Source organism: Blautia parvula, from assembly GCF_020215665.1.
In the GTDB taxonomy this organism is placed as follows: Bacteria; Bacillota; Clostridia; order Lachnospirales; family Lachnospiraceae; genus Blautia; species Blautia celeris.
In genome coordinates, this window is the sequence record NZ_CP084061.1 from 705,473 (window position 1) to 719,917 (window position 14,445).

Sequence of the window (14,445 nt, forward strand, 5' to 3'; positions counted from 1 at the left end):
AGGTCAGTAAAACAATATGAGAGAAAACCAATTGTTAGAGTTAATATATGAGGAATTGACTGTCGTAAAAAATAATACGGAATCTATGAAAGAGGACATTGTTACATTAAATGAAAATGTCAGTATTTTGAAAGAGGATGTCAATGAACTAAAGGGAGATGTAAATGCCCTGAAGAAAGATGTCAGTGTCTTAAAAGAAGACGTCAGTGAGTTAAAAGAAGATGTCAGTGTCTTAAAAGAAGACGTCAGTGAGTTAAAAGAAGATGTCAGCGTCCTGAAGGAAGACGTAAATGGATTAAAAGAAGATGTTAGTGTCCTGAAAGAAGATGTAAATGGGTTAAAAGAAGATGTCAGTGTCTTGAAAGAAGATGTCAACGGTTTAAAGGAGGATGTCGGAATCCTGAAAGTAGATGTCAGCGGATTAAAAGAGGACGTGATTCTTCTGAAAAAGGACGTCAATCATTTAAAGGAGGAAGTCACCAGAATAAAAGCAGCGCAGGCCCGTACGGACCGCCGGATTTCTTTCATTTACAAAGAATTGAAAAATATGGATGATGCCATATTGGGAGAGGTTGAAAGAGTACATGAAATCCTGGACCGCCATGCAGCGGACGGGAGTAAACATTTCGCATAATTTACACGTGCACTTCTAAACGGGCAGTGTTTCATTATTCTATGAAATGCTGCCCGTTGTCTCTGCTCTCTGCAGAAAATTAAAATCAACTATTGACAAATAAAACACATGGCATTATAATTGAAAAAAGTTGAATTGATTAACACTTTAAACCGATGAACAAGAGGAGTAGGTAAGAATATTTACTTCCAGAGAGCCGTTGCTGGTGGGAATGCGGCAGTAAGAGTTTTTACTGAATGGACTTGTGAGGGCAGCTTGAAACCTTTGTGATCCGAATAGGATTTGGGAGAAGGAAGTAGACGCTGACGGGGAGCTTATCCGTTATCAAGGAGCAGTGTATGATAGTACATGAAAGAGCGGTTCATATTACGTTAAGTATATGAGCAATATGGGTGGTACCGCAGGAGTTTTGAATTTACAGCTCTTGTCCCATTGGAGAAATCTGATGGGGCAGGAGCTTTTTTATTTACAGAAAAACCTGATCTCGCTCTTTGGAAAGGGAGGAAAAACATGACGATTACACCAGACTGCAACACAATCCTGAAACTGGCAGAAAAATATTCCATTGTACCTGTATGCAGAGAAATCTATGCGGATGTTACAACACCTATTACGCTGCTCCGCAAACTTACAGGGTTCTCGAAAAGATACTATCTTCTGGAGAGTATCGAGGGCGGGGAGACTTGGGGAAGATATTCCTTTTTGGGATATGACCCGGTCATGCGGGTAACCTGCAGGGACCGCAAAGTATATATAGAAAAGCAGGGGAAGACAGAAACTGTGGAGACAGAAAAGCCTCTGCATGTACTGAGAGAAATCATGAAAGATTACAAGTCTCCGAGGCTTTCCGGTATGCCTCCGTTTACCGGCGGTTTTGTGGGATATTTCGCATATTCCATGGTGGGCTATGCGGAACCGGTACTCAATATTAAAAAAGGCACATTTCCGGATTATGATGTGATGCTTTTTGACAAGGTGATCGCCTATGACCATCTGAAACAGAAAATCTGTATCATTGTCAATATGCGGACTGATAAAGTGATGGAGAATTATGGGGAAGCCACAGCGGAGATCGCCAGAATAGCCGGACTGATCAAAAGTGCACCGGTGCCTGCCATAGCCGGTGAACCGGAGCAGATAGATTTCACCTGCAATGTAAGCAGAGAAGAATACTGCAGCATTGTGGAGAAAACGAAAGAATACATAAGAGACGGAGATATCTTCCAGGCTGTCATTTCCAGACAGTTCAGCAGCCCTATGAAGGGAAGTCTCCTGAATGCCTACCGGGTCCTGCGCACCACGAACCCGTCCCCATACATGGTATATCTCCACTTTGATGAGGAGGAGCTGATGAGTACCTCACCGGAAACACTGGTCCGTCTTCAGGACGGCAGACTGACAACCTTCCCGGTGGCAGGCTCCAGACCAAGGGGCATGGATGCAGAGGAGGATGAAGCTCTTGAGAGGGACCTTCTGCAGGACGAAAAGGAGCTGTCAGAGCACAATATGCTGGTGGATCTGGGAAGAAACGACCTGGGACGTATCAGCCGGTTTGGCTCTGTGGAAGTGACGAAATACATGATGATTCACCGCTACTCGAAAATTATGCACATCTGTTCCCAGGTGGAAGGTTCCATCCGGGAGGATAAGGATGCACTGGATGCCATTGAGGCTGTGCTTCCGGCAGGAACTCTTTCCGGAGCTCCGAAAATCAGAGCCTGTGAGATCATTGAGGAGCTGGAAAGCACAGAGAGAGGTGTATATGGCGGTGCCATCGGTTATTTGGATTTTGCCGGCAATCTGGACACCTGCATTGCCATCCGCATGGCAGTCAAAAAGGACGGAAAGGTCTATGTGCAGGCCGGCGGCGGAATTGTGGCAGACAGTGTACCGGAGCTTGAATATGAAGAATCGGCAAATAAAGCGGCAGCGGTTATGCAGGCCATCCAAAATGCCGGGGAGGTGGATGAGTTATGATAGCATTGATTGACAATTACGACAGTTTTACTTACAACCTGGTACAGATGATAGGAACTATTAACCCTGACATCCGCGTGATCCGGAATGATGAGATGACAGTGGAGGAAATCGCCGCATTACAGCCTTCCCACATCATCCTCTCACCGGGACCCGGATACCCAAAAGATGCAGGCGTATGTGAAGCCGTCATTCAGAGACTGCAGGGCAGAGTTCCCATTCTGGGGGTCTGCCTGGGACATCAGGCAATCTGTGAGGTGTATGGTGCCAGGATCAGCCATGCCAGACATCTGATGCACGGCAAAAAAAGCAGGGTGCACATTCAGACGGAAAGCCCTGTCTTCGCAGGCATGGAGGAGGAGATTGACGCAGCCAGGTACCATTCCCTCATAGCAGAAGACGGTACCATCCCTGACTGTCTGCAGGTATTATCCACAGATGTGGAGAACGGGGAAATCATGGCAGTGGGCCACAGGGAATATCCGGTGTACGGACTCCAGTTCCATCCGGAATCCATACTCACACCAAAAGGAAAAAGCATAATGGAGAATTTTTTAAATATAAAAGCCGGAAGAGGAGATAAGATCATGATCAAAGAGGCAATTCACACACTGATGGACGGTAAGGATTTAAGCTATGAAGTGGCAAAGGCAGTTATGCACGAAATGATGGACGGCATTGCCACACAGGCCCAGATGGGAGCTTTTCTGGCTGCGCTGCGCATGCAGGGCGAGAGTATTGACGAGATTACGGCATTTGCTGAGGTCATGAGGGAAAAAGGAATTAAGATAAAGCCGGAGAGAGAGGTCATAGATATTGTGGGAACCGGCGGAGATGAGGCGGGAACATTCAATATTTCCACAACTGCCGCATTTGTGGTTGCAGCAGGCGGTGTACCCGTGGCAAAACACGGAAACCGCAGCGTATCCAGTAAAAGCGGTGCTGCGGATGTTCTGGAACATCTGGGCGCCAATGTGGCTCTGGATGCAAAGCAGAATGAGACGATCCTCAATAAGACCGGCATGTGCTTCATGTTTGCACCTGTTTACCACTCCTCCATGAAATATGCCGCTCCGGTCAGAAAGGAGATGGGGGTCCGTACAGTCTTCAATATTTTGGGCCCTCTGTCCAATCCGGCAGCTGCCACCATGCAGCTTCTGGGTGTATATGACAAAAACCTGGTGGAGCCGCTGGCTAAGGTGCTGGGCAATCTGGGCGTGACAAGAGGTGTGGCCGTGTGCGGCGAAGATGGCCTGGATGAGATCACCCTGACCGGGGAAACTACAGTCTGCGAAATACGTTTCGGCGAGACTTCCTGCTACACCATTTCACCGGAACAGTTTGGCATGGAGCGCTGTGAGCTGGCCCAACTGGTGGGTGGTTCCCCTGCAGACAATGCCCAGATCACAAGAGACATTTTATCAGGCCGTGAGACCGGTCCAAAGCGCGACGTGGTTCTTTTAAACGCGGGTATGAGTCTCTATCTGGGAATTGACGGCATTACTCTGCAGGAGGGTATTAATATGGCAAGAGAGTTGATAGAGAGCGGAAAAGCGCAGGCGAAATTCGATGAGTTTGTTAAGGCCACAAGAGAACAGTAAAGGAGGGGACTGCAAAATGATTCTGGAGCAGATAGCAAGAGATACAGAAATCCGCGTGACAAATCAGAAAAAGAAGGTTCCCCTCGGAACACTGAAAAAAGCCGCATACAGCATGGAGACAGAGACAGGATTTCCTTTTGAAAAAGCACTGGCAAAAGAAGGTCTCAGTTTCATTTGCGAGGTGAAAAAAGCGTCTCCCTCAAAGGGAATCATTGCAGAGGATTTTCCTTATCTGGATATTGCCAGGGAATATGAGGCAGCTGGGGCAGACGCCATTTCCTGTCTGACAGAGCCGAAATATTTTCTGGGCCGTGACAGCTATCTGAAGGAAATCGCGGAAACTGTAAAGATCCCGGTTCTCAGGAAAGATTTTGTGGTGGAGGAATACCAGATTTATGAGGCAAAGGTCCTGGGAGCCGGCGCTGTGCTCCTGATCTGCGCCCTCATAGAACCGGAGCTTTTAAAGCGTTATATCCAGGTGTGCGACACCCTGGGGCTTTCCGCTTTGGTGGAGGCCCACGACGAGAAGGAAATCTCCCATGCTGTGTGGGCGGGAGCCAGAGTCATTGGCGTAAATAACCGCAACCTGAAAGATTTTAGTGTAGATGTGGGAAACAGCACAAAGCTTCGCGCTCTGGCGCCGAAAGAAGTCCTGTTCGTGGCAGAGAGCGGTATCAAGGGACCTGAGGACATTGCTCGTTTAAAAGAAAATGAAGTGGATGCGGTGCTGATCGGTGAGACACTGATGAAGAGCAGAGACAAGAAAAAAATGCTCTCTTACCTAAAAGGGGAGGGAACATCCGATGGGCAGTAAAGTGAAGATCTGCGGTCTTGTAAGGCCGGAGGATATTGAAACGGCAAATCTGTGCCGGCCGGATTATATCGGATTCGTCTTTGCGGACAGCCGGCGCCGGGTTTCGATAGAGCAGGCGGAGTGTTTGAGAGCAGGACTGGCGGACGGGATTCTGGCAGTCGGTGTCTTTGTAAACGCCCCGGCACAGGAAGCGGCCCGGATCGCCGAAAAGGGGATCATAGATATCATTCAGCTTCATGGAGATGAGGATGAAGCCTATATTCGAACTATAAAAAAATATACCCGGAAACCGGTCATAAAAGCTGTCCGTGTACAGAGCCGAGAACAGATTCTAAAGGCCGAAGAACTGCCCTGTGAATATCTGCTTCTCGATACATATACAAAGGGGCAGTATGGCGGAAGCGGAAAAGGGTTTGACCTGTCCCTGATTCCAAGCCTCAAAAGACCTTTTTTTCTGGCCGGCGGCCTGAATGCTGAAAATGTATCAGGTGCACTGAGAGAAAGCGGCGCGTTTGCCGCAGATGTAAGCAGTGCGGTTGAGACAGGAGGATATAAGGACAGGGAAAAGGTTGAGGCATTTATCCGGGCAGTACGGGAGCAGCAGACAGATACCTGCCGCCACTATTCTTTTGCACGGTCAGCGCAGTAAATGCGCAGACCTGACTGAACAGTTACAAAGGATCAATCATATAAGGAAGAGGATGAAGAGATGAGTAAAGGAAGATTTGGTAATTACGGAGGGCAGTACATTCCGGAGACACTTATGAACGCAGTACATGAACTGGAGGAGGCATATGAAAAATACAGCAAAGACCCGGAGTTTAACAGGGAACTGGACGATCTGCTGAAAAATTATGCCGGACGTCCTTCCCTGCTGTATTATGCAGAGAAGATGACAAAAGATCTGGGAGGCGCTAAGATCTATCTGAAGCGGGAGGATTTAAATCACACAGGTTCCCACAAGATCAACAATGTCCTGGGACAGGTGCTCCTTGCCAAAAAGATGGGCAAAACAAGAGTCATCGCTGAGACGGGAGCAGGACAGCACGGGGTTGCCACAGCTACGGCAGCAGCACTTATGGGGCTTGAATGTGAAGTCTTCATGGGACGCGAGGACACGGACCGCCAGGCTTTGAATGTATACCGCATGGAACTTCTGGGGGCGAAGGTACACCCTGTTGACAGCGGCACCGCGACTTTGAAGGATGCGGTAAATGAGACCATGAGGGAATGGACCAGAAGGATGGATGACACCCTGTATGTGCTGGGGTCTGTTATGGGGCCTCACCCCTTCCCCATGATTGTCCGCGATTTCCAGAAAATCATCGGAAAAGAGATCAAGGAGCAGCTGCAGGAAAAGGAAGGCAGACTTCCGGATGCTGTGATCGCCTGTGTGGGCGGCGGCAGCAATGCCATGGGAGCCTTTTATGAATTTATCCGGGAGGAGCAGGTACAGCTTATCGGATGTGAAGCGGCAGGCCTTGGCGTGGATACAGAAAAGCATGCTGCCACCATCGCCAGAGGTTCAGAAGGTGTCTTCCACGGCATGAAATCCCTGTTCTGCCAGGATGCGTACGGACAGATCGCGCCGGTATATTCCATCTCCGCGGGGCTTGATTACCCCGGCATCGGACCGGAACACGCCAATTTGAATGAGACAGGCAGAGCAGAATATGTGCCGATCACAGACGTGGAGGCAGTGGAGGCATTTGAATACCTCTCAAGGACCGAGGGCATTATCCCGGCCATAGAAAGCGCCCATGCAGTGGCATACGCAAGAAAACTGGCACCGACTATGGACAAAGATAAAATCATTGTTGTAAATATTTCCGGCAGAGGCGATAAGGATGTGGCTGCCATAGCACGATACAGAGGAGTGGAGATCTATGAATAAAATACAGCAGGCATTTGAAAACAAAAAAGCATTTATTCCCTTTATCACAGGCGGGGACCCCACGCTTGACGTGACAGAGCAGCTTCTGTACGCCATGGAGTCGGCAGGGGCTGACCTGATCGAGATCGGCATACCGTTTTCCGATCCCACAGCGGAAGGCCCTGTGATCCAGGAGGCCAACGAGAGAGCTCTGAAAGCGGGATGCACCACAGATAAATTGTTTGACATGATACAAAGGGCGAGAAAGAAAGTCACTGTGCCTATCGTATTTCTGACTTACGTGAATCCTATTTTTACATACGGCAAGGAGCGCTTCATGAAAAGATGTGTGGAGTGCGGGATAGACGGCATCATTGTTCCGGATATGCCCTATGAGGAAAGACAGGAGCTGGCACCTGCCTGCGACGCCTACGGGATTGATATCATCCCCCTCATAGCGCCCACGTCAAAGGACCGCATCACCATGATCGCAAAGGCAGCAAAAGGCTATATCTACTGTGTCTCCTCCTTGGGAGTGACCGGGGTGAGAAGTGAGATCAGGACAGACATCGGTGCCATGGTGGAGCTGGTCCGTCAGGCTACGGATGTACCGTGCGCAGTGGGGTTCGGAATATCTACCCCCGAGCAGGCGTATCACATGGCAAAGGTTTCAGACGGAGCCATCGTGGGTTCTGCAATTGTTAAAATTGTGGCAAAATACGGAAAAGATTGTGTGCCTTATGTGGCTCAGTATGTAAAAGAAATGAAGGCGGCAGTGGACCGGGCAAAGGGTTGAAAACAGCGGAGGATGGGCAGTTCCATCCTCCCTTTTTATGCAGAAAAATCCATATGGCGGAACATTACCTGCGCGTATTATGCAAGTCTGACAAAAAACATACACAATAATTAAATATTTCACAAATTCTTGTTGAAAAATTCCCGGAAAAAGGGTACAATTATAATCGGCAGAAATTGGTTTTGTCTTTTAACTCAACAAAGTAAAACCAGGAGGCGATTTCTGCATGAAAGCCGGATTATCACGCAGATTTTTCGTGCAGAATCCAGGTAAATAATAAAAAATGGAGGGCTGATAAATGAGTAATACAGCACAAAGCTTGGCAAGTAAAAGAATTGCTTCTTTACTTGATGAGAACAGTTTTGTTGAAATCGGCGGCTGTGTCACAGCCAGAAACACAGATTTCAACTTATCTGAAAAGGAAACACCGGCAGACGGTGTCATCACCGGTTACGGTGTCATTGACGGCAGCCTGGTGTATGTGTACAGCCAGGATGCTTCCGTTCTGAACGGAACCATCGGTGAAATGCATGCCAAAAAGATTGTCAGACTTTACGACCTGGCAATGAAGACAGGCGCTCCGGTGATCGGACTTGTGGACTGTGCAGGTCTGAGACTGCAGGAAGCTACAGACGCACTGAATGCTTTTGGCGAAATTTACACCAAACAGGTTATGGCGTCAGGTGTGATTCCGCAGATCACAGGTATCTTCGGGACCTGCGGCGGCGGTCTTGCAATCGTTCCGGCTCTTACCGATTTCACCTTCATGGAGGAGAAGAGCGGTAAACTGTTTGTAAACTCCCCCAACGCTTTAGAGGGAAATGAAATTTCCAAATGTGATACATCCAGCGCAAAATACCAGAGCGAAGAGGCTGGCCTGGTAGATGTTCTGGGAAGTGAGGAGGAAATCCTTGCACAGATGAGACTGCTGATATCTATGCTGCCTTCCAACTACGAAGACAATTCTTCCTATGAAGACTGCACTGATGATCTGAACCGTGTATGCCCGGAACTGGAAAACTGTGTTGGTGATACTGCCATTGCTCTTTCCCAGATCGCGGACAACAATGAGTTCTTTGAGGTAAAAGCTGCATACGCAAAAGACATGGTGACAGGCTTCATCCGTCTGAACGGCGCTACTGTGGGCTGCGTTGCCAACAGAAGCGAGGTTTACAACGATGAAGGGGAGAAGACAGAGTCCTTTGACAAGGTTCTCTCTGTAAGAGGATGCAAGAAAGCAGCAGATTTCGTTAAATTCTGTGACGCTTTTGAAATTCCGGTACTGTCTCTGACAAATGTAAAAGGCTACAAAGCTACAAAATGCTCAGAAGCCAACATTGCCAAGGCAGCGGCACAGCTTACTTACGCATTTACAAATGCAACCGTACCGAAGGTGAACATCGTGATCGGTGAAGCGTTCGGAAGTGCATATCTGGCAATGAACAGCAAATCCACAGGAGCGGACATGGTATTTGCATGGCCGGGCGCTCAGATCGGTATGATGGACGCGCGTCTTGCAGCTAAGATCATGTATGCAGACAGCGATGCTGCTACGATCAATGAAAAGGCCGCTGAATATGCTGACTTACAGTCAAGCGCAATGGCTGCTGCCAAGAGAGGTTATGTGGATTCCATCATCGAGGCAGAAGATACAAGAAAATATGTGATTGGTGCTTTTGAAATGTTATTCACAAAGAGAGAAGATCGTCCCAGCAAGAAACACGGCACGGTTTAGGCGAGGTGAATCATATGAAGCAGACATGGAAAAAATTAATTGGTTTAATCCTGATCGGAGTATGCGTCCTGGCTATGACAGCCTGCGGCAGCAGCAAAGACTCCACAGGCGGTTTGAAAAAGCTGGACGATGCCACCGTTGACTCTCTGGTGGAGAGCTTCGGAAGTGTTGTCGGCAACATTGCCAATCTGGATGAGGAATCCATCGCAAGCCTGATGGAAGGTGACGATGCCTTCAGTGCTTCCGCAGCCAGCGCATGGGACGGAGCCGGAGAAGATCTGGGAACATATGTTGAGACAACCAAGGGCGAGGTGGAGGACAAAGACGGCAGCTATATTCTTACGCTGACCTGTACTTTTGAGAAACGCAGTGCAGACTGCATCTTTACTTTGGACAAAAACGGCAATCCTCTCAGCGTGACTATTGACCCGCAGTACTCAATGGGCGAAAAAATGGCACAGGCAGGACAGAATACACTTCTGGGTGTTGGTACTGTTTTTGTAATGCTTATCTTCCTGTGCTTTGTTATTTCCTTAATGAAATACATTCCGGGCTTTGTAGAGTCCTTTGGCAAGAAGAAAGCTGTTCCGGAAGAGATTCAAGTTCCGGCTGCCCCGGCTGCTCCTGTTATTCCTGAAGCAGCGGAAGAAGAGGTTGTGGATGACGGTGAGCTGATTGCAGTCATTGCAGCGGCGATCGCAGCATCTGAAAATACATCTACAGACAGTTTTGTAGTTCGTTCCATCAGAAAATCAACAAAAAGAAATTGGCAGAGAGCCTAATCACAGGAGGAAATGGTTATGAAATCTTATACAATTACAGTTAATGGCGTTGCATACGATGTAACAGTGGAAGAGGGCGCAGGAAACGCAGCAGCTCCTGCGGCAGCACCGAAGGCTGCTCCCAAGGCAGCACCGAAAGCAGCTCCGGCAGCAAAACCTGCAGCATCTGCAGCAGGCGCAGTGGCAGTTACCGCATCTGTTCCGGGTAAAGTATTCAAAGTGGAAGCAAGTGTGGGACAGGCAGTAAAAGCCGGCGATAACATTGTCATCCTGGAAGCCATGAAAATGGAAATTCCGGTTGTTGCTCCGCAGGACGGTACCATTGCAAGTATTGACGTGGCAGTTGGTGATTCCGTAGAAAACGGCGATACACTGGCATCCATGAACTAGAATTTGCAAGCATTTGTAAATTCCCGACAGCTAAGAGATAAATCTTGCTGATACAATAGAAAGCACACATCGAGAACTTTCTATTGTCACGAATACGAACAATGGGAGGTAATATAATGTCTAACGTTACAGATACACTGTCTAACCTGCTCCACCAGACAGCGTTTTTCAATCTGACATGGGGAAATTACCTTATGATTTTAGTTGCCTTTGTTTTCCTTTTCCTGGCAATTAAAAAAGGATTTGAACCGCTTCTTCTGGTGCCGATTGCTTTCGGTATGCTGTTGGTTAATATCTATCCTGATATTATGGCACAGCCATACACGGATGCAGCAGGAATCGAGCACGCAGGTGGACTTCTTCACTATTTTTATCTGATGGATGAATGGAGTATTCTTCCGTCCCTGATCTTCATGGGTGTTGGTGCCATGACAGACTTTGGCCCGCTGATCGCAAACCCCAAGAGCTTTCTTATGGGTGCGGCAGCACAGCTGGGTATCTACATGGCGTACTTCCTGGCTATCTTCATGGGATTCAACGGAAAGGCAGCAGCAGCTATCTCCATTATCGGCGGTGCTGACGGCCCGACCTCCATCTTCCTGGCAGGTAAACTGGGGCAGACAATGCTCATGGGACCCATTGCGGTGGCGGCATATTCCTATATGTCCCTGGTTCCGATCATCCAGCCGCCGATCATGAAACTTCTCACAACAGAGAAGGAGCGCAAGATCAAAATGGAACAGCTCCGTCCGGTTTCCAAACTGGAAAAGATCCTGTTCCCGATCATCATCACCGTTGTTGTTTGTCTGATTCTTCCTACAACAGCTCCGCTGGTTGGTATGTTAATGCTTGGTAATCTGTTCCGCGAATCAGGTGTTGTAAAACAGCTGAGCGAGACAGCTTCCAATGCCCTTATGTATATTGTAGTTATCTTACTGGGAACTTCCGTAGGTGCTTCCACAAGCGCTGAGGCATTCCTGAAACTGGACACTCTGAAAATCGTCGTATTAGGTCTGGTCGCATTCGCAGTCGGTACGGCAGGCGGTGTGCTCCTCGGTAAGTTAATGTGCAAACTGTCCGGCGGCAAGATCAACCCGTTGATCGGTTCTGCCGGTGTATCTGCTGTTCCTATGGCAGCCCGTGTATCCCAGAAGGTCGGTGCTGAGGCGGACCCCACCAACTTCCTGCTGATGCATGCAATGGGCCCGAACGTTGCAGGTGTTATCGGTACTGCGGTAGCGGCCGGTACCTTCATGGCAATTTTCGGTGTTTAACAGTATGAAAACATGTTTTAAAAATTTAGGAGGAAATTAAGATGGCAGAGGTAGTAAAAAAACCGATTAAGATTACTGAAACAATCTTACGTGATGCACATCAGTCCCTGATTGCGACCAGAATGTCCACAGAGCAGATGCTGCCCATCGTAGATAAACTGGATAAAGTGGGTTACCACTCCGTAGAATGCTGGGGCGGTGCCACCTTTGACGCGTCCCTTCGTTTCTTAAAAGAAGATCCGTGGGAGAGACTGCGTAAGTTCCGTGACGGTTTCAAGAACACGAAACTGCAGATGCTGTTCCGCGGCCAGAATATTCTGGGATACCGTCCTTATGCAGATGACGTGGTAGAGTATTTCGTACAGAAATCCGTTGCAAACGGTATTGATATCATCCGTATTTTTGACTGTCTCAACGATTTAAGAAACCTGCAGACAGCCGTAAAAGCATCCAACAAGGAAAAAGGACATGCACAGGTTGCCCTGTCCTATACCCTGGGCGATGCTTATACCCTGGACTACTGGGTAGATATGGCAAAAAGAGTAGAGGATATGGGTGCGAATTCCATCTGTATCAAGGATATGGCAGGCCTGCTTGTTCCGTACAAGGCAACTGAGCTGGTAACTGCTCTGAAAGCTGCTGTAGATATTCCGATTCAGCTTCACACACACTACACCTCAGGTGTGGCTTCCATGACCTACTTAAAAGCAGTAGAGGCAGGCGTTGACGTAATTGACACCGCTATGTCTCCTTTCGCTCTGGGAACTTCCCAGCCGGCTACAGAGGTTATGGTTGAGACCTTTAAAGGAACACCTTACGATACAGGATTTGACCAGAACCTTCTGGCGGAGATTGCTGACTACTTCCGTCCGATCCGTGACGAAGCACTGGACAGCGGCCTGCTGAATCCCAAGAACCTGGGTGTTAACATTAAGACTCTGCTGTATCAGGTACCGGGCGGTATGCTCTCCAACCTGACCAGCCAGTTAAAGGAACAGCACGCAGAAGACAAATTCTACGATGTTCTGGAAGAAGTGCCGAGAGTGCGTAAGGACCTGGGCGAGCCGCCTCTGGTTACACCGTCCTCACAGATCGTTGGTACACAGGCTGTATTCAACGTGATCATGGGCGAGCGCTACAAAATGGTTACAAAAGAGACAAAAGACGTTCTCAGCGGAAAATACGGTGCTACAGTAAAACCGTTCAATCCTGAAGTACAGAAGAAATGTATCGGTGACACAGAGCCGATCACATGCCGTCCGGCTGATTTGATCCCGGATGAGCTGGATACTTTAAGAAGTGAAATGGCACAGTGGTCCGAGCAGGAAGAGGACGTATTGTCTTATGCATTATTCCCGCAGGTTGCTACCGAGTTCTTTAAGTACAGAGAAGCACAGGAGACGAAGGTAGATCCGAAAGCTGCGGATACAGAGAACGGGGCTTATCCTGTTTAATGTTCAGCATAGAAAGGCGAAGGTGCCGTGACTGACGGTGCCTTTGGCCTTTTTTTCTTTTTTTAGTGAAAAATCATCGGATTTGTGATATTATAACCCATGTATGGGCAAAAACCGCTCATAAATTACGAAATACCCTACGGGTATGTTTTGAAGAGGGGACAGACATGGGTAATGCGGAAAATTTACTCAGTAAGATGAATAAACAGTACCAGAGCTTCAGCAAGGGGCAGAAAAAACTGGCCACATACATCAATGACAATTACGACAAGGCTGCTTTTCTGACTGCCGCCAGGCTGGGAGAGACCGTCGGGGTCAGTGAGTCTACGGTGGTGCGGTTTGCTATCCATCTGGGGTATAAAGGGTATCCGGAGTTCCAGAAGGCTTTAGAGGAGCTGGTGAGGAATAAGCTGAACTCCATACAGCGGATGGAAGTGACTTACGGCAGGGTTCCCCAGTCGGAGATCCTGGATACGGTGCTGCATTCGGATATTGATAAGATCAAGCTGACAATGGAGCATATAGACCACAGTGCCTTTGAACTGGCTGTGGAGACAATCCTCAAAGCGAAAAGTATTTATATTGTAGGGATACGAAGCTGTGCTCCACTGGCAAGCTTTCTGGGATTTTATTTTAATCTTTTGTTTGATCACGTACATCTGATGCATACGAACAGCTCCAGTGAGCTGTTTGAACAGATGATCCATATCAGCGGGGATGATGTTATCATCGGAATCAGTTTTCCGAGGTATTCCATGCGGACTTTGAAAGCCCTGGAATTCGCCAATAACAGGAGTGCCAAGGTGATCACCCTGACAGACAGTATCCATTCTCCGATGAATCTGTATTCCTCCTGTAACCTGATCGCCAGAAGTGATATGGCTTCTATTGTGGACTCGCTGGTGGCGCCGCTGAGTGTGATCAATGCACTGGTGGTTGCGCTCTGTATGAGAAAGCAGAAGGAAGTGGTGGCAACTTTGGAGGATCTGGAGAAGATTTGGGACGAATATCAGGTTTATAATAATGACGAGATCAATATGGCTGACGGACAGGACATAGAACTGAAAAATCCGGGCGGCATGGAGGATTAGATTACGCGAATAAAGGAGCCCGCA

General features: G+C 48.2%; 13 protein-coding genes and 1 other annotated feature. All 13 genes read left to right on the top strand.

Going from position 1 to position 14,445, the window contains the following annotated elements:
* The first annotated feature begins 31 nt into the window (after positions 1-31).
* The 13 genes from LC508_RS03370 to LC508_RS03430 all read left to right on the top strand — a co-directional run bounded on the left by LC508_RS03370 (position 32) and on the right by LC508_RS03430 (position 14,421).
* Positions 32-634, top strand: coding sequence for a coiled-coil domain-containing protein (locus LC508_RS03370; RefSeq protein WP_103733282.1), 603 nt, complete (start codon positions 32-34; stop codon positions 632-634).
* Between the two features lie 146 nt (positions 635-780).
* Positions 781-1,069 (top strand) — a binding site (T-box leader).
* Between the two features lie 75 nt (positions 1,070-1,144).
* Positions 1,145-2,611 (top strand): anthranilate synthase component I, encoded by a 1,467-nt coding sequence (gene trpE / locus LC508_RS03375; RefSeq protein WP_033141768.1) that lies wholly within the window; start codon positions 1,145-1,147, stop codon positions 2,609-2,611.
* Positions 2,608-4,212 carry a bifunctional anthranilate synthase component II/anthranilate phosphoribosyltransferase gene (locus LC508_RS03380; protein ID WP_103732927.1) on the top strand — a complete coding sequence of 535 codons (1,605 nt, stop codon included), beginning with the start codon at positions 2,608-2,610 and terminating at the stop codon, positions 4,210-4,212. Before trpE ends, LC508_RS03380 begins: the two co-directional genes overlap by 4 nt.
* Before the next feature lie 16 nt (positions 4,213-4,228).
* Positions 4,229-5,026, top strand: coding sequence for an indole-3-glycerol phosphate synthase TrpC (trpC, locus tag LC508_RS03385; RefSeq protein ID WP_103732926.1), 798 nt, complete (start codon positions 4,229-4,231; stop codon positions 5,024-5,026).
* Positions 5,016-5,675: a phosphoribosylanthranilate isomerase gene (locus tag LC508_RS03390; RefSeq protein ID WP_052099519.1), complete on the top strand. Its 660-nt coding sequence runs from the start codon at positions 5,016-5,018 to the stop codon at positions 5,673-5,675. The genes trpC and LC508_RS03390 overlap by 11 nt, the downstream gene beginning before the upstream one ends.
* A 60-nt stretch (positions 5,676-5,735) precedes the next feature.
* On the top strand, positions 5,736-6,920 hold the full coding sequence (gene trpB, locus LC508_RS03395; RefSeq protein WP_033141766.1) for a tryptophan synthase subunit beta: 1,185 nt from the start codon (positions 5,736-5,738) through the stop codon (positions 6,918-6,920).
* Complete coding sequence (gene trpA / locus LC508_RS03400) at positions 6,913-7,695, top strand: tryptophan synthase subunit alpha (RefSeq protein ID WP_103732762.1); 783 nt, start codon at positions 6,913-6,915, stop codon at positions 7,693-7,695. The genes trpB and trpA overlap by 8 nt, the downstream gene beginning before the upstream one ends.
* A 298-nt stretch (positions 7,696-7,993) precedes the next feature.
* Complete coding sequence (locus tag LC508_RS03405) at positions 7,994-9,430, top strand: acyl-CoA carboxylase subunit beta (RefSeq protein WP_033141764.1); 1,437 nt, start codon at positions 7,994-7,996, stop codon at positions 9,428-9,430.
* Between the two features lie 14 nt (positions 9,431-9,444).
* A complete protein-coding gene (locus LC508_RS03410) occupies positions 9,445-10,212 on the top strand; it encodes an OadG family transporter subunit (RefSeq protein WP_033141763.1) in 768 nt (255 codons plus the stop codon).
* Between the two features lie 18 nt (positions 10,213-10,230).
* The gene (locus LC508_RS03415; protein WP_033141762.1) at positions 10,231-10,602 is read left to right on the top strand and encodes a biotin/lipoyl-binding carrier protein; all 372 of its coding nucleotides are present in this window, start codon (positions 10,231-10,233) and stop codon (positions 10,600-10,602) included.
* Between the two features lie 116 nt (positions 10,603-10,718).
* Entirely contained in the window at positions 10,719-11,876 is a 1,158-nt protein-coding gene (locus LC508_RS03420; protein ID WP_033141761.1) for a sodium ion-translocating decarboxylase subunit beta, read from the top strand.
* 41 nt (positions 11,877-11,917) lie between these two features.
* The gene (locus LC508_RS03425; protein WP_033141760.1) at positions 11,918-13,330 is read left to right on the top strand and encodes an oxaloacetate decarboxylase subunit alpha; all 1,413 of its coding nucleotides are present in this window, start codon (positions 11,918-11,920) and stop codon (positions 13,328-13,330) included.
* A gap of 167 nt (positions 13,331-13,497) precedes the next feature.
* Entirely contained in the window at positions 13,498-14,421 is a 924-nt protein-coding gene (locus LC508_RS03430) for a MurR/RpiR family transcriptional regulator (protein WP_033141759.1), read from the top strand.
* Positions 14,422-14,445: the final 24 nt, after the last annotated feature.